The organism is Streptomyces sp. NPDC020875, assembly GCF_040641415.1.
Taxonomy (GTDB): Bacteria; Actinomycetota; Actinomycetes; order Streptomycetales; family Streptomycetaceae; genus Streptomyces.
In genome coordinates, this window is sequence record NZ_JBFADP010000007.1 from 1 (window position 1) to 18,128 (window position 18,128).

21 protein-coding genes are annotated in these 18,128 nt (G+C 71.2%); 9 read left to right on the top strand and 12 right to left on the bottom strand.

All coding sequences use genetic code 11. From position 1 onward, the window contains the following. Window positions 1-98 precede the first annotated feature (98 nt). Window positions 99-722, bottom strand: a complete 624-nt coding sequence (locus AB0G74_RS05695; protein ID WP_361141096.1) for a TetR/AcrR family transcriptional regulator — start codon at window positions 720-722, stop codon at window positions 99-101. A 180-nt stretch (window positions 723-902) separates the two neighbouring features. Here AB0G74_RS05695 and AB0G74_RS05700 point away from each other — a divergent pair, with 180 nt between their 5' ends. Both AB0G74_RS05700 and AB0G74_RS05705 read left to right on the top strand, forming a co-directional pair. Then, entirely contained in the window at window positions 903-2,321 is a 1,419-nt protein-coding gene (locus tag AB0G74_RS05700) for an FAD-binding oxidoreductase (RefSeq protein WP_361141098.1), read from the top strand. Window positions 2,322-2,394: 73 nt separating this feature from the next. Further along, window positions 2,395-2,763 (top strand): peptidase inhibitor family I36 protein, encoded by a 369-nt coding sequence (locus AB0G74_RS05705; RefSeq protein WP_361141100.1) that lies wholly within the window; start codon window positions 2,395-2,397, stop codon window positions 2,761-2,763. Window positions 2,764-2,902: 139 nt separating this feature from the next. Here the strand turns inward: AB0G74_RS05705 and AB0G74_RS05710 are convergent, their stop codons facing one another. From AB0G74_RS05710 to AB0G74_RS05720, 3 genes are all read right to left on the bottom strand, one after another. Further along, window positions 2,903-3,661: a hypothetical protein gene (locus AB0G74_RS05710; RefSeq protein ID WP_361141102.1), complete on the bottom strand. Its 759-nt coding sequence runs from the start codon at window positions 3,659-3,661 to the stop codon at window positions 2,903-2,905. 32 nt (window positions 3,662-3,693) lie between these two features. Then, the gene (locus AB0G74_RS05715) at window positions 3,694-4,464 is read right to left on the bottom strand and encodes a hypothetical protein (protein ID WP_361141104.1); all 771 of its coding nucleotides are present in this window, start codon (window positions 4,462-4,464) and stop codon (window positions 3,694-3,696) included. Between the two features lie 95 nt (window positions 4,465-4,559). Then, a complete protein-coding gene (locus tag AB0G74_RS05720; RefSeq protein WP_361141106.1) occupies window positions 4,560-6,371 on the bottom strand; it encodes a serine/threonine-protein kinase in 1,812 nt (603 codons plus the stop codon). A 381-nt stretch (window positions 6,372-6,752) separates the two neighbouring features. On the opposite strand from AB0G74_RS05720, the gene AB0G74_RS05725 reads away from it, so the two are divergent. Next, window positions 6,753-7,256 carry an RICIN domain-containing protein gene (locus tag AB0G74_RS05725; RefSeq protein WP_361141107.1) on the top strand — a complete coding sequence of 168 codons (504 nt, stop codon included), beginning with the start codon at window positions 6,753-6,755 and terminating at the stop codon, window positions 7,254-7,256. A gap of 89 nt (window positions 7,257-7,345) precedes the next feature. On the opposite strand, the gene AB0G74_RS05730 is transcribed toward AB0G74_RS05725, so the two are convergent. Together AB0G74_RS05730 and AB0G74_RS05735 are read right to left on the bottom strand one after the other, a co-directional pair. Further along, the gene (locus AB0G74_RS05730; RefSeq protein ID WP_361141109.1) at window positions 7,346-7,840 is read right to left on the bottom strand and encodes a helix-turn-helix domain-containing protein; all 495 of its coding nucleotides are present in this window, start codon (window positions 7,838-7,840) and stop codon (window positions 7,346-7,348) included. Next, window positions 7,837-8,478, bottom strand: coding sequence for a DJ-1/PfpI family protein (locus tag AB0G74_RS05735; RefSeq protein ID WP_361141111.1), 642 nt, complete (start codon window positions 8,476-8,478; stop codon window positions 7,837-7,839). The genes AB0G74_RS05730 and AB0G74_RS05735 overlap by 4 nt, the downstream gene beginning before the upstream one ends. 147 nt (window positions 8,479-8,625) lie before the next feature. Between AB0G74_RS05735 and AB0G74_RS05740 the strand changes: the two genes are divergently transcribed. Next, window positions 8,626-10,047 (top strand): aspartate aminotransferase family protein, encoded by a 1,422-nt coding sequence (locus tag AB0G74_RS05740; protein ID WP_361141113.1) that lies wholly within the window; start codon window positions 8,626-8,628, stop codon window positions 10,045-10,047. Between the two features lie 449 nt (window positions 10,048-10,496). Here the strand turns inward: AB0G74_RS05740 and AB0G74_RS05745 are convergent, their stop codons facing one another. From AB0G74_RS05745 to AB0G74_RS05755, 3 genes are all read right to left on the bottom strand, one after another. Continuing rightward, complete coding sequence (locus tag AB0G74_RS05745) at window positions 10,497-10,925, bottom strand: hypothetical protein (protein WP_361141115.1); 429 nt, start codon at window positions 10,923-10,925, stop codon at window positions 10,497-10,499. Window positions 10,926-11,050: 125 nt separating this feature from the next. Then, window positions 11,051-11,278, bottom strand: coding sequence for a hypothetical protein (locus AB0G74_RS05750; RefSeq protein WP_361141117.1), 228 nt, complete (start codon window positions 11,276-11,278; stop codon window positions 11,051-11,053). Window positions 11,279-11,328: 50 nt separating this feature from the next. Beyond that, complete coding sequence (locus AB0G74_RS05755; protein ID WP_361141119.1) at window positions 11,329-11,559, bottom strand: hypothetical protein; 231 nt, start codon at window positions 11,557-11,559, stop codon at window positions 11,329-11,331. Between the two features lie 103 nt (window positions 11,560-11,662). Between AB0G74_RS05755 and AB0G74_RS05760 the strand changes: the two genes are divergently transcribed. From AB0G74_RS05760 to AB0G74_RS05770, 3 genes are all read left to right on the top strand, one after another. After that, window positions 11,663-12,502: a helix-turn-helix transcriptional regulator gene (locus AB0G74_RS05760; RefSeq protein ID WP_361141121.1), complete on the top strand. Its 840-nt coding sequence runs from the start codon at window positions 11,663-11,665 to the stop codon at window positions 12,500-12,502. After that, complete coding sequence (locus tag AB0G74_RS05765) at window positions 12,502-12,717, top strand: DUF397 domain-containing protein (protein WP_361141123.1); 216 nt, start codon at window positions 12,502-12,504, stop codon at window positions 12,715-12,717. The genes AB0G74_RS05760 and AB0G74_RS05765 overlap by 1 nt, the downstream gene beginning before the upstream one ends. A 170-nt stretch (window positions 12,718-12,887) precedes the next feature. Further along, window positions 12,888-13,109: a DUF397 domain-containing protein gene (locus AB0G74_RS05770; protein WP_361141125.1), complete on the top strand. Its 222-nt coding sequence runs from the start codon at window positions 12,888-12,890 to the stop codon at window positions 13,107-13,109. 14 nt (window positions 13,110-13,123) lie between these two features. On the opposite strand, the gene AB0G74_RS05775 is transcribed toward AB0G74_RS05770, so the two are convergent. Continuing rightward, a complete protein-coding gene (locus AB0G74_RS05775; RefSeq protein ID WP_361141343.1) occupies window positions 13,124-14,263 on the bottom strand; it encodes a protein-L-isoaspartate(D-aspartate) O-methyltransferase in 1,140 nt (379 codons plus the stop codon). A gap of 44 nt (window positions 14,264-14,307) precedes the next feature. Then, complete coding sequence (locus AB0G74_RS05780) at window positions 14,308-15,180, bottom strand: radical SAM protein (RefSeq protein WP_361141127.1); 873 nt, start codon at window positions 15,178-15,180, stop codon at window positions 14,308-14,310. Window positions 15,181-15,454: 274 nt separating this feature from the next. On the opposite strand from AB0G74_RS05780, the gene AB0G74_RS05785 reads away from it, so the two are divergent. Both AB0G74_RS05785 and AB0G74_RS05790 read left to right on the top strand, forming a co-directional pair. Continuing rightward, window positions 15,455-15,754 carry a hypothetical protein gene (locus AB0G74_RS05785; RefSeq protein ID WP_361141345.1) on the top strand — a complete coding sequence of 100 codons (300 nt, stop codon included), beginning with the start codon at window positions 15,455-15,457 and terminating at the stop codon, window positions 15,752-15,754. Between the two features lie 162 nt (window positions 15,755-15,916). Beyond that, window positions 15,917-16,363: an ATP-binding protein gene (locus AB0G74_RS05790; protein ID WP_361141129.1), complete on the top strand. Its 447-nt coding sequence runs from the start codon at window positions 15,917-15,919 to the stop codon at window positions 16,361-16,363. A gap of 139 nt (window positions 16,364-16,502) precedes the next feature. Here AB0G74_RS05790 and AB0G74_RS05795 read toward each other — a convergent pair whose 3' ends face one another. Continuing rightward, window positions 16,503-18,044, bottom strand: coding sequence for a TerD family protein (locus AB0G74_RS05795; protein ID WP_361141131.1), 1,542 nt, complete (start codon window positions 18,042-18,044; stop codon window positions 16,503-16,505). Window positions 18,045-18,128 lie beyond the last annotated feature (84 nt).

Below are 18,128 nucleotides of genomic sequence, written 5' to 3' on the forward strand. Positions count from 1 at the left end.
CCGAGCGCGCGGTTCCGCCCCCTGTGTCTTCGGCGATGAGGACCCCGGCGCCCCTGACCGGCGGGCGGCGGCCCGGGTACGGATCCCCCGGCGGCCGGTCACCCGGCGGGCGGGGCGTCGCCCAGCGCCGCGAGCGCCTGCCGGGCGAGCCAGGGCTCGGCCCGCTCGTAGGACCATCCGTTGTCGTCGACCAGGGTGAAGTAGCCGCTGTAGCCGAAGTAGAACCACAGGATGTCGGCCGCCTGATCGGCCGTCATCTCCGGGTGCGTACCGCCGATTCGGTGCAGATGCGCGGCGACGATGGCGAGCGCCTCCCGGTAGCGCCCGGTCCCGGTCGCCAGCCCCTCGGCCGCGGCCTCGTTGTGGGGCGCCGTCGCGATCAGGATGCGCATGATGTCGCCGAAGCTCTCCCGCATGGACCGGGTCACGGCGGAGAGTTGCCGTAGCAACCCCTCCGGGTCGGTGAGCGAATCCAGTTCGCCCATCTTCTCGGCGACGATGGGGGCCTGACTCCAGATGTCCACCAGGGTGTGCAGCAGCCCCTGTTTGCCGCCGCCGACGGCGTAGACGGTCGTCGGCGCGACCCTGGCCTCGGCGGCGATCTCCTCGACCGTGGTCGTGAAGTAGCCCTTGCGCGAGTAGAGCAGCCGGGCGGCGTCGACGATGGCCAGCCGGGTGGCCTCCGCGTAATCGCTCCGCCGGCTTCTGTGCGGTGTGGACATGATCGTTCCTTGCCGTTCTCCGGACTCCGTTGCCCGGCTACGTTAATCGGAGTTAGACTCCGATGAGCGGATTGCTTCTTTGATCGATCCGGTCGATCCGGTTGATTCGGATCGATCCGGCCGACGAGTGCGGTGACGGCCCGACGGGCCGTAACGGCGAGCGTAGGGAGGGGCACGGCGGTGACGTATCCAGGGGGAGCGGCCGGGCGTTCGGAGCTGGTCAGCCGCTTACGCCGAGTGGTCCCGCCGGAGCGGGTGACGACCTCCGGACCCGGCTACGACACCGGCCGCACGCTCTGGAACGGGGCGGTCGACCGCCGCCCGGCCGTCGTACTGCGCTGCGGGGACCCGGCCGATGTCCGGGCGGGCGTACGGATCGCCGGGGAGACCGGGGTCCCGTTGTCCGTCCGGGCGGGCGGCCACGGCTGGACCGGTTCCGCCGTCGCCGACGACGGACTGACCATCGACATCGGCGGACTGCGCCGGGTGACGGTCGACGCCGGAGCGAAGACGGCCGACGTCGGGGGCGGCGCCACCGCGGGGGATCTGCTGGCCGCCGCCGAGCCCCGCGGCCTGGTCGCGGTGACCGGGACCGTCGGCGCGGTGGGGGTGGCCGGGCTCAGCCTCGGCGGTGGATACGGCCCGCTGACCGGCCGGTTCGGTCTCGCGGTCGACAATGTGCTCGCCGTCGATGTCGTACTCGCCGACGGTACGGAGATCACGGCGGACGCCGACCACGAGCCGGACCTCTTCTGGGCGCTGCGCGGCGGCGGGGGCAACTTGGGTGTGGTGACCTCCGTCCGGGTCGCCCTGCACACCGTGCCCGCCGTCCTCGGCGGAGTGATCCTCTACCCGTGGGCGCAGGCCGGGCCCGTACTGGCGGCCCTGGCGGAGACGGCCCTGACCGGACCGGACGAACTGACCGTCCAGAGCGGCATCGTGACCGGCCCCACCGGTGAGACCGTGGTCTTCGCGGCCCCCACCTGGTGCGGCGAACCGGCCCGGGGCGAACGGGTCCTGGCGGCGCTGACCCGGCTCGGGGACCCCCTCGTCCACCGGATCGCCCCCATGACCCTCACCGAACTCCTCCGGCGGAACGGCGACACCTTCCCCGACGGGCGGCATGCCGAGGTCCGCCCGAGGAACCTGCCCGGCCTGACGCCCCGGGCGGTCGACGCGCTCGTCGCCGGAGGCGAGTCGATGACCTCGGCGCTGTCGGCGGTCTCCCTGCATGCCCTGCACGGCGCGGCGGCTCGGGTCCCCGTCGAGGACACGGCCTTCGGAATCCGCGTCCCCCATCTGATGGCGGAGAACATCGCCCTCTGGGAGCCGTCCGACCACCGCGCGGCGGAGCACCGCGACTGGGCCCGCGACCTCTCGGACGCCCTGTCCGGCGAGGCGCTGCCGGGCGGCTACGTCAATCTGCTGGCCCCGGACGAGACGGACCAGATCGCCCACGCGTACGGCCCCAACCGGGACCGTCTGCTGGCGGTGAAGCGGCAGTTCGACCCGGCGGGGGTCTTCGCCGCCACCCCGCTTCCCCCGGACCCCGGCCCTGCCGCGGGACCCCCGCTTCCCCCGGACCCCCGCCACCTCTGACCACCTGCCGCACCACCGGCCCGCGGAGGCCTCCGCAGGCCGTACCCCACCGTGCGAGAGAAAGGTGAACCATATGAAGAGGAAGAAGACCTTCCTGGCCGGCGCCGTCGCCGGAGCGCTCATGACGGCGGCCTCGGTCGTGACGGGAGGCACCCAGGCGGTCGCGAACCCCAACGACTGCCCCAACGGCTATGTCTGTGTCTGGGGCGACAGCAACTACGAGGGACGTTTCCTGTTCGTCCCGGGGACCAGCCGCTCCAACGTCGGCAACCACATGAACGATCTGACCACGTCCCTGTGGAACCGCACCGGCTCCCGGGTCTGCTTCTACGACCACGCCGACTACCAGGGCTCCATCCTGGCGATCGTCAACCCGGGCGACTGGCGCGGCAACGTCGGCCCCACCGCCAATGACCGGATCAGCTCCTGGCGGGCCTGCTAGTACGTCTCCCGGCGGCCGGAGTGGCTGACGGCCGCCGGTGAGAAGGGGGAAGGGCGCGGGCCCGCGCAGGGAGTGCGCCGGGCCGCGCCCGGATGCTACGGGGCGGGGCCCTGGTCGGGTCCTACCCGGTTCGGTGCGGTCAGCCGAGCTTCTTCAGCTGGGCGTCGATGGTCGTCTTCGGCAGATCGGGTTCGCCGTCGACGTTGAGGTCCACGACGCTGACGATCTCATTGCCCTTGCGGACGACCACGAGCGGCATCCGCATGGCTTCGTCGCCGGTACCCATCGTCAGGATGTAGGCCAGGGCCTCGTCACCTCCGGTGAAGGTGGCCGGGGCGACCTTGGTGACCTTGTTGCTGTCCGAGTTGATCGTCACACCGAAGCCGGCGGTACACGCCTCGGCGGACTTCTTGAGTTCGGCCATGGCCTTGGTGGCGCCGTCGCCCTCGTAACTGGCCAGGGCGAGCTGCGACAGGGACACGTCCTTGAGGGCGTCTATCGCGGCCTGGGCCTGCTCCTCGGGCGTGCCGGTCTTCGGGGGCTCAAGGCCCTGGCTGATGCCGCGCGAGATACGGGCCGCCGGATCGCCGGGAGTGAGGCCCGCCACGGTCCTGGTCAGCGGCGTGCACTCCGCCTTGTCGGCGGTGGCGCTCTCCGCTCCCTTGAGGTCGGCCGCGGGCGGGGTGGTCACCTTGGTCGCCTTGAGGTCGGCCGAGACGATGGCGAGCTTGTCCAGCTCGGCCTGCGTCTTCGCCGGGGCCGACTTCTTGGTGTCGTCCTTGGCGCCGTTCGAGCTCTTCGAGTCGTCCTTCTTGTCGCCGCCGCAGGCGGAGAGCAGCAGGGCGAGGGAGACGGCGGACGCCGCGACGGCGCCACGGCGTAAAGCGGTGCTCTGCATCAGCGGATTCCTTGTGACGAGGGGAGTCGGGCTCAGCCGAGCTTCTTCAGCTGGGCGTCGATGACGGCCTTCGGCTGCTCCGACTTGCCGGAGAGGTTGAAGCTGAAGACGGAGAAGACCTCGTTGCCCTTGCGGATCACGACGACCGGCGCCTGAACCGCCGTGCCCTCGGCGTCCACCGACACGGTGTAGGCGAGGGCCTCGTCGCCACCGGCGTAGGTGGCCGGGGCGAGCTTGGTGACCTTGGTCTTGTCGGACTTGATGGTGCTGGTGAAGCCCGCGCCGCATGCCTCGCCGGACTTCTTGAGGTCGGCCATCGCCTTCGTCGCGCCGTCGCCCTCGTAGCTGGCCAGGGTCAGCATGGACACCGACATGTCCTTGAGGGCTTCCAGGGATTCGAGGGCCTGCTCCTCGGGCTTGTCGCTCTTCTTGGGCTCCTGGCCCGAGGCGATCTTGCGCGACACGGAGGCGGCGGGCTCGCCCGGGGCGCCGCCGGCCATGACCTTGGTCACGGTGGCGCATTCGGTCTTGTCGCTCTTCGCGGACGCCGCGTCCTTGATCTCGGAGGCGAGGGCGGGCTTCACCTCGTGCTTGATCTTGGGGTCCTTGAGATCGGCGGTGGCGATGGCGAGCTTGTCCAGCTCGGCCTGCGTCTTCGCCGGGGCCGACTTCTTGGTGTCGTCCTTGGCGCCGTTCGAGCTCTTCGAGTCGTCCTTCTTGTCGCCGCCGCAGGCGGAGAGCAGCAGGGCGAGGGAGACGGCGGACGCGGCCACGGCACCACGGCGGAAAGCGGTGTTCTGCATGAAGGGATTCCTTGCAACGGGGAGTCGAGATTGGTGAACGGTGATTGCACGCGGAAACCCGGAGGGGAGGGCAGCGGAAACCAAAGGGGGAGTTCCTACTGCTTGATGTAGCGGAGCGGTTCTCCTCCCGAACCGATCAGCTCACGAACGATCGTCGAGCCGTCCGGCATGGTGAGGGTGCTCCACTGCCCGGGTGAGCAGGACGCACGGTCCCCCGTCTCGACCTCGGTGGGACCGAGTTCGAGCGGTGTACCGGCGGACTTCAGCGTCGCCGACCAGGTGCAGGAATATCCGGGGCCAGTGCCGGTGAGCCTCATGACCTTCTCGCCGGTGGTGCCGTTCCCGATCGTCATCGTTCGGATGTTCTCGCCCTTGGAGGACGCGAAAGTCGCACGCCAGGTGCCCAGATAGGCCCCCGGTATGTCGCCCCCGCTGTCGCGAACCGTATCACTGGTCCCACTATTACCGGGATCTGGTTTTTCGGTCGTCTTCCCGGCGGGCTTTCTGGCGGAATCGGTACCGTCTCCGGTCGATTTGACCGCGTAAACGACCCCGGCGACGACGAGCGCGGCGATACCGAGCGCCGCGCCCAGAACGAGCCGGGCCCTTCTCCGGCGCCGGTCGCCCGCGCGGAGCACCCGGCCCGGCGGGCTCATCACACCGGGACCGGACGAAGGGGGCGGCCCGGGTGTCCCGGCGACCGTCCCGGACATCCCCCCGCCCGCGTGGAGTCGTGGCGGCGGCGCGGGAACGGCCCCCGGGCTCCCCGGATTCCCCAGCCCCCCGGGACCGGGACCGATCGCACCCGGCCCGCCGAGCTCGCCGAGCCCGCCGGAACCGCCGGAACCGCCGGAACCGCCGAGTCCGCCGGGTGCCCCGCCCGTTGCCGCCGTCCCGGGCCCGGGTCCGGCCCCGTACGCGTACCCGTAGCCGTACGACGGTTCCTCCGGCGCCCCGCCCGGCGGCGGGGTCTCGGGCAGGTCGGCCCGGCGGTGCGCGCCCGTGTTGTGCTCGAACTCCAGCAGACGTACCGCGTGCCGCCCCAGTTCGGCGACGAGCGCGCCCGGGAGCCACGGTTCGTGGTCGGCCCCGATCGCCGTCGTACGGGCGACGATCTCCGCCGGGACCGGACGCCCCTCCGGGTCCTTGCGCAGACAGTCCCGTACCAGCTCCAGCAGTCCGTCCGGCAGACCGGCCAGATCCGGTTCCTCCTCGGCGATCCGGAACATCACCGCGTGACCGGCGCTGTCGGCGGGGCCGAACGGCAGTCGTCCGGTGGCCGCGAACATCAGGATCGTGCCGAGGCAGAACACATCGGCGGCGGGCGTCAGCCGCAGCCCCCTGACCTGTTCCGGCGCCATGTAGCCGGGTGAGCCGACGACCGCCCCGGTCCGGGTGATCCCGGCGTCCGCCGACGCCTCCAGGGCGCGGGCGATCCCGAAGTCGATGACCCGGGGGCCGTCGATGGTGATCAGGATGTTGGAGGGCTTCAGATCGCGGTGGACGAGACCGGCGCCGTGGACGGAGTGCAGGGCGTGGGCGAGGCCCCGGCCGAGGATCCGTACGGAACGTTCCGGCAGCGGCCCGTGGACCCGGTTGACCACATCGCTGAGCGCCGGCCCCGCGACATAGCCGGTGGCGACCCACGGCACGGCCGCTTCCGTGTCGGCGTCCAGGACGGGCGCGGTCCATTCGCCGCCGACCCGGCGGGCGGCGTTCACCTCGTGCCGGAACCTGGTCCGGAAGGATTCCTGCGCGGCGAGTTCGGGCCGGACGAGTTTGACGGCGACCGTACGGCCCCGGTCGCTGCGGGCCAGATAGACCTGGCCCATGCCGCCCGCGCCGAGCCGGGCGATCAGCCGGTACGCGCCTATGCGTCGCGGATCCCCAGGCGCCAGCTGTTCCATCGCTTCCCCCCGGACCCGCATCCCCGTCGCTGGACGCTTTGAGGATAGGCGGCGGCCGGACGGTCCGTCGCACGGGCCCGGAGTCCGCCCCGGTCGCCGCCCCGGCGACCTGCTGGTCGCCGTCCCGGGGACCGGCGTTGAGCCGACCGGCGTCACCGGGCCGCGACGCCGTTCACCCGATGGCGGGAAGATCCCCGGCGGCCCTTTTCCACCGGTCGCGCCGGGCCCAACACTGGCCCGGCGGGACGAGCCCAACCCCCCGTCGCGGCCCGTCCCGCCCCCCTGCTCATCCCTCTTGTTCCTGTTTCTTTTTCCGGTCCTGTTTCCTCCGGGCTCCGCCCTGCCTCCCGGGCGGCGCCCGGACCTGCGAAAGGTGTTCCCATGCGTACGGGGAAGAAGTCCCTGGCCACCCTGGCGGTCCTGGGCGCCGCGGCGTTCGGCCTGTTCACCGGTCCCGGCGCGCAGGCCGCGACGGCGACGCTCTACTCGGCCGAGTCGTTCGCGGGTCTCTGTCTCCAACTGCGCCCGGCCGACCAGGTGCTGGTCCAGCAGGACTGTCTGGGCACGGCGGACCAGCAGTTCGAGTTCATCTCGGCGGGCGGCGGCGCGTACGAGATCCGCGATCTGGGCACCGGCCGCTGCCTTGAGGTGAAGGACGCCAGTACGGCGGTGGACGCGGGCCTTGTCGGCGCGCTCTGCGGCGGGCTGCCGCACCAGCGGTTCCAGCCGGTCGCCGATGCCGAGGGCTATGTGATCCACACCGTCGCGGGCCAGTGCCTCGATGTGAAGGGCGGCAGCGAGGCGGCGGGCGCGCCGATCGTCCAGTCGGAGTGCACCCTCGCGAAGGAGAGCCAGCAGTTCGCGATCGAGGCGATCCAGCCGTAGCGGACGGACGGTACGGACGGTACGGAAGCGGCGGTACGGTTCCGGAGGCACCCGCCTCCGTACCCGTACCGCCGTCTCCGTATCGCGGGCTACCCCTGCTCCGCCTCCGTCAGATCCGTCAGTTCCGTCATCACCGCGCCCAGCCGCTCCAGCACCCGGGCGGTCTCCGCGAACTCCGCCGGGCCGAGGGCGTCGGCCAGCCGGGCGGCGAGGGCCGCGTGACCCGGGTCGAGCAGCCGCAGCGCCGCCCGGCCGCCGTCGGCGGCCACGAGGAGTTTGGCCCGGCGGTGCGCCGGATTGGGTTCGTACGCCGCGAATCCCCGCTCCACCAGCAGATCCGCGGTCCGCTGCACGCTCTGCCTGGCCAGGCCCATCGACCGGGCCAGGTCGGAGACGGTCCGCGCCTCACGGGCGACGGCGCCGAGGACCTGCCAGGAGGCGGCGGTCAGCCCGCCGTCGGCGGCGATCCGCTCGGAGGCCGTGATGAAGTGGCCGTTGAGCCGGAAGACGCCGAGGGCGGTCCGGGTCAGCAACTCCCGGGCGTCCGGCGGGGGGCCGGACTCCCCGCGAGCGGCCGGGCTCACTCCGTACCGCCTTCGCCGCCCTCGCCCGCGAGGACCGCGAAGGCCGAGGCGTCGGAGTCGTGGAAGAGGCGGTACCAGGCGTCGAGCCGTTCGCCCTCGTAGACCCCGAGCCGGGCGAAGACCTCACGGGCGAAGGCGACGGGCTCGGTCGGCCCGGCGGTGATCAGATCCCGGTCGGTGACGGCGTCGGCCTCCCGGTAGCGGTCGCCCCCTGCGTAGCCGGTGGCCGCCAGATAGAAGGAGACGGCGCCGGTGTGGTCCCGGTCGTCCAGCAGCCCCTCCCGGGCGAGTCCGGCCGTGGCGCCGCAGATCGCGGCGACCGGGACGCCCGCGTCGAGGAAGGTCCGGGCCTTGGCCGCGAACGGGGCCAGCTCGTCGCCGCTGTCCCAGGCGCTCGCCCCGGTGAGGATCAGCAGATCGCTCCCGGCGGGGTCGAGTTCGGCCAGCGCCAGATCGGGCTGGATCCGGAGCCCGCCCATGGTGGTGACGGGGTCGGTGGTGAGACCGACCGTCCGTACCGTCCAGCCGTGCTGGGTGAGATGGGCGGTGGTGTGGCCCGTCTCCCAGTCGGCCCAGGTGTCGTACACGGCCAGATGAACGGTGCCGGGGCGGGTTCCGCGCGGGGTCGCTGTCGTCATGACAGAAGACTGTCATCATGACAGCATGCTGTCAATGTCTTTCGGTCCCGGCGTGCCACCGGGGCCGACAGAACGCCGCAGCTCACCGGCGCATTACAGACAACGTGCCGCTGCCGGGCCGGGCGCGGGCTGCCTACCCTGACGCGTATGACGCCTCCTCCGAACCCCGGCGACCCCGCCGCCACCGCCACCGCTTCCGCCCCCGCCTCCGGGTCCGCGCCCGCGCCCGACGCCGCCGCCGGTGCCGCCGTGAAGGCGGCCGACCGGGACCACGTCTTCCACTCCTGGTCCGCCCAGGGGCTGATCGACCCCCTCGCCGTCGCCGGGGCCGAGGGCTCGTACTTCTGGGACTACGACGGCCGCCGCTATCTCGACTTCACCAGCGGCCTCGTCTTCACCAACATCGGCTACGGGCATCCCAAAGTCGTCGCCGCGATCCAGGAGCAGGCCGCGAAGCTCTGCACCTTCGCCCCCGCCTTCGCCGTCGAGCCGAGGTCCGAGGCGGCCCGGCTGATCGCCGAACGCACCCCCGGCGAACTGAACAAGATCTTCTTCACCAACGGCGGCGCCGAGGCCGTCGAGAACGCCGTCCGGATGGCCCGGCTGCACACCGGCCGCCCCAAGATCCTCGCCGCCTACCGCTCGTACCACGGCGGCACCCAGACCGCGATCAACATCACCGGCGACCCGCGTCGCTGGCCCTCCGACACCGGCACCGCCGGAGTCGTCCGCTTCTGGGCGCCCTACCTCTACCGCACGCAGTTCCACGCCACCGACGAGACGGAGGAGTGCGCGCGGGCCCTGCGGCACCTGGAGGAGACCATCCGCTTCGAGGGGCCGTCCACGGTCGCCGCGATCGTCCTGGAGACCATCCCCGGCACCGCCGGAATCATGGTCCCGCCGCCCGGCTATCTCACGGGCGTCCGGGAGATCTGCGACCGGTACGGCATCGTCTTCGTCCTCGACGAGGTCATGACCGGCTTCGGCCGGACCGGCACATGGTTCGCCGCCGAACACTTCGACGTCGTCCCCGACCTGCTCACCTTCGCCAAGGGCGTCAACTCCGGCTACGTACCACTGGGCGGCGTGGCGATCTCCCCCGAGATCGCCGCCACCTTCGACCAGCGGCCCTACCCCGGCGGACTCACCTACTCCGGCCACCCACTGGCCTGCGCCGCCGCCGTCGCCACGATCAAGGTGATGGCGGAGGAGGACGTGGTGAACCGGGCCGCCGCGACCGGCGACCGGATCATCGGCCCCGGCCTGCGCGAACTCGCCGAACGCCACCCGAGCGTGGGCGAGGTCCGGGGCATGGGCGTCTTCTGGGCGCTCGACCTGGTGAAGAACCGCGAGACCCGCGAGCCCCTGGTGCCGTACAACCCGTCCCCGGCGGACAACGCGCCGATGGGCGCCTTCGCGGCGGCCTGCAAGTCGGGCGGGCTCTGGCCGTTCGTCAATATGAACCGCACCCATATCGTCCCGCCGTGCACGATCACGGAGGCGGAGGCGAAGGAGGGCCTGGAGATCCTGGACGCGGCACTCTCGGTGGCGGACGGGTTCACGGCCTGACCCCCGGAGGCCGGTCGATCACATCGTCGGGCGAGGGCCCGGCGCCGTGCTCGGCGGCGCAGCAGGGGCACGCGTACTGGACCATCGGCGGTCCGCTCGCGCGCTCCGTCACCCCGACGATGACCGGGGCGCCGGTGGGCCGTCCGCAGTAGGCGCACGGCGGGGTGAAAGGGTCCGGGGCGTCACGGAGAAGCGCCTCGCGGGTCACCGGGTCGCCCCGGGGACGGGCCGGTGTCCGGGGATCGCGGACGTTCGGACGGCCCGGTGCCGCCCCCGGGCCGACCCCTGGACGCGGTGCCGTCCCCGGGCCGGAAGTAACCGGTGCAGAGCCCAGGTGAACGCGTGGGGGATAAGGTCGCGCATGTCGGTTCAGCTCCTCTGAAAGCTGATCGGCGGAGCCCCGGCGGACCGGGTCCAAGCGGACCGCCGGGGCGTTTGCGTAGGTGAGTTCAGGGGCTTCGTTCGCCCGGCGGACGACGGGTCCGGATCGCCGTGGCCTCGACGGGCCCCCGGCGGGCGATGCCCAGATCGTCGAGGAACGCGGCAAGCCACCCCTGGCTCACCCGGTACTCATGGGCGAGCCGGGTGACCGACGCGCCCATCAGATACCGGTCGACCACCCGCTCCCGGTCGATGACGGCCCGCTCCTGCGCGGCACTCATCGGATCCGCCTCCCGTCCGACCCGGGCCCGGGCGGGGTCGCGGCCGTCGGTGTGGGCGCTGCTCTCGTGCATGGCCCGCAGATCACGGACCCGTAGAAACGGCTCGGCCAGCCCCGCCGACGCCATGTGATGCATCCGCGCCCGAAGGTTCCGGCACACCTCGCAACGCTCCGGATCGGGCGGGAAGCCACGCGGCCAGGTGAGATCGTCTTCCATGGTTCGCCACCAGGCTTTCTGTACGGCCAGGAAGGGGGGCGGTGTTGGGGGCACCGCCCCCCGACTGCCGCTCCGCGCGATTCTCCGCCGCACCGGGAGCCGGTGCCGCCGCGCGGGAGCGGGGTCTAGGAGATGTGCGCCAGCCCTTTGCACCGGACCCGTTGGAACCGGGCGAGGGCGTCGAGCTGGTCCTGCTCGGCCGGGGTCGCGGGACGCAGCCGCCGGTACGGGCGCGTCCAGGTGTTCCCGGCGGGCCGGATCACGGTGACGGTGTGTCCCTGTATTCGGTGCACCATCGCGGGCCGGTCCGAGTCCCGGTCGAACACCACGGTGCCCACCTTGACCTCGGACACATCCGCGAACGAGGCCGGCGGCCGGGCCAGAGGCGTACGGACGCGCCGCATCACAGCCCGCCCCGGCTGCTGCGGAGGTTGCGCTCCGCGAGCCCGGGCGCGATCTGATCGGCGACGGTCGCGGCCCGGCACGTGTCCCGTACGGCGTCCCACTCGCACCCGCCCTGCACCGGCCGCAGGATGTAGCGCGACCCGTACACCTCCATGACGACGCCGACGCGCTGCCTGCCGGTGTCGTAGGCGAGGGTTCCGACCGCGAGGCTGCCGTCTGGGTCAGTCATGGCAGCTCCTCTCTGTAGCGAAACGGCTACCAAGGGCTGTCAGCGTGACCTAGAGTCTGAACCCAATCAACGTGGCTGTGCCGACAGATAAGTTGGGGGCAGGATGGTGAATCGCAAGGAGCTGAACCCGGATTCGTCGCCGCAAGCGGCGTTCGGTGCGCGTCTGCGCAGCTCACGCGAGTCACGGGGTTGGACGCAAGAGGATCTGTCCGAGCGTATGGGCATTTCCAGCGGGCATATTTCGGGTGTTGAAACTACTCGCAAAGCACCTTCTTTGCTGTTCGCGAAAGCTGCAGATCGCGCCTTTGGTCTCCTGGGCGCAGGAGACACGTTCGAGCGCCGGTGGAACGAGATGCACAACGGCAGTTTGCTGGAGGGGTATCCGGAGTACGTCGGTTACCAGAGCCGTGCGGCGGAGATCCGTCTGTTTGAGACGGGGGTGATACCCGGCTTGCTTCAGACGCGGGAGTACGCATCCGTACTGGCCGACGCGGCAGTTCAGCGGGGCGAGATCACGCCGGAGCAGGCGGCGGAACGAGTCGAAGTGCAGATGCAGCAGCAAGCCGTGCTCGTACGGCTGCTTCCGCCCCTTGTCTTCGCAGTCCTGGACGAGAGCTGTATCCGCAACCCCATCGGGGGGCCTGTCGTCATGGAGCAGCAATTCCGCCGACTCTTGGAGTTCGCCGAGCAGGCCAGCACCTCACTCCAGATCGCTCCGTACTCCATGGCGGAACGGAAGCCGTTCAGGCGATTGGTCTACCTCCTGACCATGCCTGATCGCTCTGTCATGTCCTATGTCGAGTCGCAGACCCATGGGCAGTTGGACCGTGAACTGAATTCCGTGCTGCCCCTGGTGAGGGCCTACCATCAGCTTCAGATCGGGGCTGCCTCACAGGCGGAATCTGTAGCCGTGATCCAACAGTTGAGAAAGGGCATCCTGTGATGAATACGACCAACTCGCCCCCGTCCCTGCAGTGGGTCAAGTCCTCGTACAGCACCGATAACGGTGGGGCCTGCGTCGAGTGGGCCCCCGCTCACGCGTCTGCCATCGGCATCGTCCCGGTCCGGGACAGCAAGAACCCCACCGGTCCGACTTTGATGGTCTCCACTCACGCGTTCGCCGGGCTGGTGACCCTCGCCAAGTCCGCCGAACTGTAGGACCCGCGCGACCTTCCCGAGCCCTGCCGACTCCCATTCTCCGGGTCGGTGGGGCTTGGCCGTTTCCGGCCACAGGCCGCCGGTGGAGGTCTGCCGCCAGCCGGATCCGGGCACCTTCTTGGGCGGAGTTCGTCGCCGCGATCGAGCGCGTACCGAAGGGCAGGTCCGTGATGGCCGAGACCAACCGTCCCCCGCTCCAGTGGGTCAAGTCCAGTTACAGCCAAGGCAATGGTGGCGAGTGTGTCGAGTGGGCCCCCGCTCAGGCATCCACCACCGGCACCGTCCCCGTCCGGGACAGCAAGAACCCCACCGGCCCCGTGCTGATGGTCTCCATCGACGCCTTCGCCGGACTGGTCGCCCTCGCCAAGTCCGCCCCGGGCGCAAGCGCCTGAGCCAGCCCACCGGGTCAGAGCGTGGCGGACCACTTTCCCCTGCTGAGGGTCGTCACGCCGTCCGGGGTGATCGTCACCCGGGCGCCGTGGACGGGTAGTTCGCCCCACATGTTGAGGCGGTCGCGAATTCCCTCCAGCGCGTCCCACAGTCGGCGCGGCCCGCCCTGGTGAACGGTCGGCGAGGCGCGGCGGTCGGGGGCGGTGGCGCGGGCCCAGGAGCCGTCGGGGTGGGCCATCCGCAGGGTGATCGTGCCGTCGTCGGCCCGGTAGATCCGGTAGTCGATGCCGGGGACCTTGAGTTCCAGCATGCTCCGGACGTCCCAGGAGTCGGGAACGTACAGCAGGGGATAGCGGCTGCTGGTCACCGTCTCGCCGTCGCCGTCCGCCCTCTCCCACACCTCCGCCGAGGGCAGGACGGGTTCGTAGTCGGCGCCGTGGCGGGTGGCCATGAACGACGCCGGATCCTGGGCGACGAAACCGCTCGCGCCGCCGTCGGGCGTCTTGTCGGCGACGACGACCAGGCCGGTGTTGGTGATGGTCGTGACCAGGCGCCCGCCGGGGCGCAGTGCCGTGAGCCAGGAGACGGGGACGGGGCGTACGGCCACGGTGGACACGATGCGGTCGAACTCGCCCGGCAGCTCGCCGGTGATGTCGCGGACCGCTGTGCGCGGCCGGAGCCCGAGGTCGTTCAGTCGGCCGGTGGCGGCTTCCACGAGATACGGGTCGATGTCGATGCTGGTCACCCGGTCATCGCCGAGGACGCGGCAGGCGAGGGCGGTGCCGTATCCGGTGCCGGTGGTGACCAGCGCGCTGGAGGTGGGGGTGAGCGCGGCGTGCCGGTACATCGTGACGACCAGGTTGGGCAGGGTCGATGACGATGTCGCCCACCGCCCGTAGGGGACGACGGTTCCGGGTTCGGCGAGGTCGGCGTGGACGGTCCCGATCCGGGTCACCAATGTGGTGTCGGAGTAGGCGGTGCCGAGCCACGCCCCAGGGTCCCCGGCGCCGTCGCGTACGACCCGGCCACCGTCCGCCCGCTCGAACCAGCGGGGCACGAAGTGATGCCGTGGTGTGGTGGCCACCGGGTACCACCAACGCGAATCCGCCCGTAGGAAGGAGTCGGCCAGACGACTCGCGTGATGCTCCCAGTCCACGGTCCGTGCCCTCACTTCTGTCGCCGTCGTATGGATCGGGGTCGTCACTCGTCCTCCGCGGGGCCGCAGGTGTCTCCCTTCGCGGGGCCGCAGGTGTCGTTGGTGGGCGCGCAATCCGGGGCGCAGGGATCCGCGCCGGGCCGACGGGGGATACGAGCTGTCACCTCGGCCCACCGGGCGCTCGCGAGAACGTCCGCGAGGCTCGCGCCCGCCGCGACGCTACCCCCGGTGAGGGATCTCCCGATCTCGCACACCGCGACCGACCCGTCCGGCAGGATCGCGGCCTTTCCGATGCCGCATCGCCCGCACAACGCGGAGAACGGTGTTACGTTGCCGCGCGCGGCGTTGCCGACGGCCCGAACCCGGTCGAGGTGAACGCCGCCGACACCGAGAGCCAGCATCGCCGTACGGGCCTGCTCGGCGCGTTGCCCGCCGCCGAGGTCCACGACGGTGACCGATACGTCCACGCCACGGCGCAGTGCCTCGGCGACATTCCCGACGGTCGCCGCGTGGGACCCCGGACGGCCGGTGATCGCGTCGTGCTCGGTCGGGTCATCGCTGTACACGGTGGTGGCGAGACTGACCCGGGGGCGAGCCAGGACGGCCCAGTGACGCTCGCGGACGCGGTACGAGTTCGAGTAGACCCGGATGTTCAAACCGAGCCCGAGGGCGTGCGCGACCAGATCCCCGAAATCGGGGTGCAACGTGGGCTCGCCACCGATGAGCTGGACCGTCCTGGCGCCGAGAAGAACGGCCTCTTCCAGAACGCGACACCAGTCGGCCTTGTTCATGGACCCGTGTGTTCGCCCCGGACCGGCCTGGGCGTAGCAGTGCGACGGGCAGGTGAACTGACATCTGCCGGTGATCTCCAACGACAGGAACCGTAACGGGGCGGGCGCCTCCGGAGCGATCGTCATAGGAAGCAGCGTAGGTACTCGACTGTCGACGGCAGGCGTCTTTCTCCGAGGACGTGACAGGGGTGGTCGGTGAGTCGGCGGCCCACGGGGCGACCGGGCCGGATGAAGGCGGGACCACTGTCGACACGTACGGGTGAATCCGCGACCGCACGGCTTCTCGTCCTTTGGACCCGGAGTAGTCGTATCGGGCATGGGACTGGGAGACAGGCATCAGAAGAAGGACGTGGAGGCGGCGTTGCTCAAGACGACGGCTTCATCGGGGAGCACCGGAACGGTGACCGGTCGTCCGTGGCACTTCAACTTGGTCCTCGCCGCTCCGCTCACACCCGAGCAGTCGGACCTCTTGGACGGGCTCGACCGCTTCCACGAGGGCGGGATGGGGCTGGCCGAACGCCCCGGGTACAGCCGGTTCGTCTGCGTCGTCCGGGCCGCGACTCTGACCGATGCCATCGCCGACGCGCTGGAACGGTTCGAGGACCTTCCCGGAGTCCTGGTCAGCAGCGTCGAGTTGAACGCGATCGCGCTGGACGAGAACGGCATGTCGACCCCGGCCGTCGTCCCGGTTCCTCGGTAGGGCGGAGTGCCCGGGGCGGTGCTGTCCGGGCCGCTCGCGTGGCGGGACGGGTCGGCCGGGACGCGTCCGGGACCCGTACGGAAAATGTGCGAATCCGTACGTCACCAGCCATCGTTGTCCACATGCTGTGCGGGGACGCGCACGGGCTGTCACGCTCTATGCATGGAAGCCGAGACCTCCGCCCCCACGGTCGAATTCGTCCACCGTTTTCCGGCCGACCGCCAGTCCGTACGACCGGCCCGGCTTCTCGCCTTGGGCGTCCTCGGCAGTTGGGGCGTCCGCCAGGGTTCCCGTGCCGCCTGGCAGGCCGCCCAGATCGTCGGCGAACTCGCGGCCAACGCGGTCCAGCACGCCCGGATCCCGGGCTGTGACTTCGAACTCCGCCTGATCTTCTCCGGCGCGATCCTGCGGATCGAGCTCAGCGACCCCCGCTCCGTCCGGCACCCCCGCCTTCGCCTCCCCGATCCGGACGCCGAGTCCGGCCGGGGGCTCGTCGTCGTGGAGTTCTTCTCCTCGGCCTGGGGCGTCGCCCCGCGCGCCATCGGCAAGACCGTCTGGGCCGAGCTGCCCGTACGGCCTCTCAAGGACGGTGATCAGGAGGGCTTCTAAGTTGACGTAATCCTCGATGACAGCGCGCTGCTCGCTCTGCGCTGGTGCCACACGCGCCATGTGGCCAAGCCCGGCTCCGAGAGCCCGCATGGGGCACGCGTCGCGGGTGGCACGGCCCGGGAGGAGGAGGCGGACGGTACTAGAGGGGATGCGCCGTCAGCGTCCAGGAGCCCTTCGCGTCGACGTGGACCAGCCGCGTGCCACCCGACAGCAGGACCCGCTGCCGGAACGGGCCGACCGCCGAGACCAGCAGGCAGTCCGTCTGGACGAAGTCCGCGTCGTCCATGTCGAGGTCGCCGGGGCCCAGCACCGTAAGGCTCATCGAGGCGTCGCCCCGGTCCGGGTCTCCCCGGTATTCGACCTCCAGTTCCGCGTCGGGGCCGTGGTAGGCGAGGACGTCGTGGGTGTGGCCGTTGAGTGGGACCGACGGCAGCAGGCGGCGGGCCGATGACAGGGGGAGTGCGGTGATCGTCCACTCGGCGCTGGTGATGATCTCCAGGCTCAGCGGGTAGCTGTCGGGCACGACGGCGGGCGTCCGGGCCACGAAGTCGTCGCCTTCGCCGGAGAGCAGCAGATTGCCGGTCTCCCGGCGGCGGTTGAGCTGGTAGACCACCGGCCAGTCGGTGTCCTGGTCCCGGAAGACCATCTCCAGCAGTACGGGCCCGGGGGGCAGCGGCTGGTGGAAGGACGGCACCCCGCTGCCCTTGCCCCGGATGAGCTGGGGGGTGAACTCGGGGAACTCGGAGAACGGGTCCACGGCCGGGGCCGCGGGGGGTACGGGTGCCGCGGGGGTCGGGGAGGCGTACGGGTGGGGCTGCTGGGTCTGCTGTGTCGGTGCCGGTGCCGGTGCCGGGATGCCGAACTGCGGGATCGGGTCCGCCGCCGGGGCCCCGTACTGCGGCGCCGGGGGCTGGAACGGCACCGGATTCACCGGATGCACCGGATGCACCTGATTCAAGGGGGTCAGCGGGTCCAAGGGGTCCGGCTGCGGCTGCGGGTCCACGATCCGGTGGCCCGGCGCGTACGAATGCCCGGCCACCGGCGCCCGCATCGTGCCCGTTGTCCCGTTCGGCTGCTCCGGGACGAACGGCGGTATGTCGGCGCCCGGCGCGTACGGGTCGGGCGCCTGGAACCCCGGCGCCTGGAACCCCGGCCCGCCCTGGAGCTCCGCGAGGACGCCCGCGAGTCCGTGGACGTACCCCCGCCCCATCGCGTGGAACCGCCACCCCCCGGGCCCCCGGTAGAACTCGGCCAGCAGGAAGACGCGCTCGTTCGACGCGCCCTGGACCTCGTACCGGGCGGCGAGTACCTCGTCGTACCCCTGCGCCTGGATGTAGAGCCCCGGGACCATGCCGAAGAAGAGCCCGTCGACCCCGTCCACGGACGCGAGGAACACCACCCGCTGGATCTCCGGCTCGACGGCGGGCAGATTCACGTCCAGCCAGACCGCCGCCTGGCCGTGCCCGTCCGTCCGGCCCGCGTACCCGACCGTGCCCGACGGGTGCGGGGTCGACCCGTGGCAGACCATGTCCTGGTGTCCGGGCCTGGTCCGGCCCCCGGCGTCCAGCAGCAGCGCCGCCGCCTCGACGCCCGGTACGGCCGGGGAGTGCGCGTGCCCCACCAGGACCCGCATCGGCACGGCGGGTACGGGAACGTCGCCGCCTCGGGGGATGTACGTCATACGGCACATGCTGACATCGGGGACACCGCCCCGTCGACGCCCTTCGTCCCGATCACCGGCCACCGGCATCATCCGCGCACCGGG

Excerpts from the sequence above, each read along its gene's own strand:
- AB0G74_RS05740 (WP_361141113.1), top strand. The coding sequence starts at position 8,626 with ATGACGCCTCCTCCGAACCCCGGCGACCCCGCCGCCACCGCCACCGCT.
- AB0G74_RS05710 (WP_361141102.1), bottom strand. The coding sequence starts at position 3,661 with ATGCAGAGCACCGCTTTACGCCGTGGCGCCGTCGCGGCGTCCGCCGTC.
- AB0G74_RS05760 (WP_361141121.1), top strand. The coding sequence starts at position 11,663 with ATGGTGAATCGCAAGGAGCTGAACCCGGATTCGTCGCCGCAAGCGGCG.
- AB0G74_RS05755 (WP_361141119.1), bottom strand. The coding sequence starts at position 11,559 with ATGACTGACCCAGACGGCAGCCTCGCGGTCGGAACCCTCGCCTACGAC.
- AB0G74_RS05770 (WP_361141125.1), top strand. The coding sequence starts at position 12,888 with ATGGCCGAGACCAACCGTCCCCCGCTCCAGTGGGTCAAGTCCAGTTAC.
- AB0G74_RS05780 (WP_361141127.1), bottom strand. The coding sequence starts at position 15,180 with ATGACGATCGCTCCGGAGGCGCCCGCCCCGTTACGGTTCCTGTCGTTG.
- AB0G74_RS05720 (WP_361141106.1), bottom strand. The coding sequence starts at position 6,371 with ATGGAACAGCTGGCGCCTGGGGATCCGCGACGCATAGGCGCGTACCGG.
- AB0G74_RS05725 (WP_361141107.1), top strand. The coding sequence starts at position 6,753 with ATGCGTACGGGGAAGAAGTCCCTGGCCACCCTGGCGGTCCTGGGCGCC.
- AB0G74_RS05715 (WP_361141104.1), bottom strand. The coding sequence starts at position 4,464 with ATGCAGAACACCGCTTTCCGCCGTGGTGCCGTGGCCGCGTCCGCCGTC.
- AB0G74_RS05705 (WP_361141100.1), top strand. The coding sequence starts at position 2,395 with ATGAAGAGGAAGAAGACCTTCCTGGCCGGCGCCGTCGCCGGAGCGCTC.
- AB0G74_RS05695 (WP_361141096.1), bottom strand. The coding sequence starts at position 722 with ATGTCCACACCGCACAGAAGCCGGCGGAGCGATTACGCGGAGGCCACC.
- AB0G74_RS05790 (WP_361141129.1), top strand. The coding sequence starts at position 15,917 with ATGGAAGCCGAGACCTCCGCCCCCACGGTCGAATTCGTCCACCGTTTT.
- AB0G74_RS05795 (WP_361141131.1), bottom strand. The coding sequence starts at position 18,044 with ATGACGTACATCCCCCGAGGCGGCGACGTTCCCGTACCCGCCGTGCCG.
- AB0G74_RS05735 (WP_361141111.1), bottom strand. The coding sequence starts at position 8,478 with ATGACGACAGCGACCCCGCGCGGAACCCGCCCCGGCACCGTTCATCTG.
- AB0G74_RS05745 (WP_361141115.1), bottom strand. The coding sequence starts at position 10,925 with ATGGAAGACGATCTCACCTGGCCGCGTGGCTTCCCGCCCGATCCGGAG.
- AB0G74_RS05765 (WP_361141123.1), top strand. The coding sequence starts at position 12,502 with ATGAATACGACCAACTCGCCCCCGTCCCTGCAGTGGGTCAAGTCCTCG.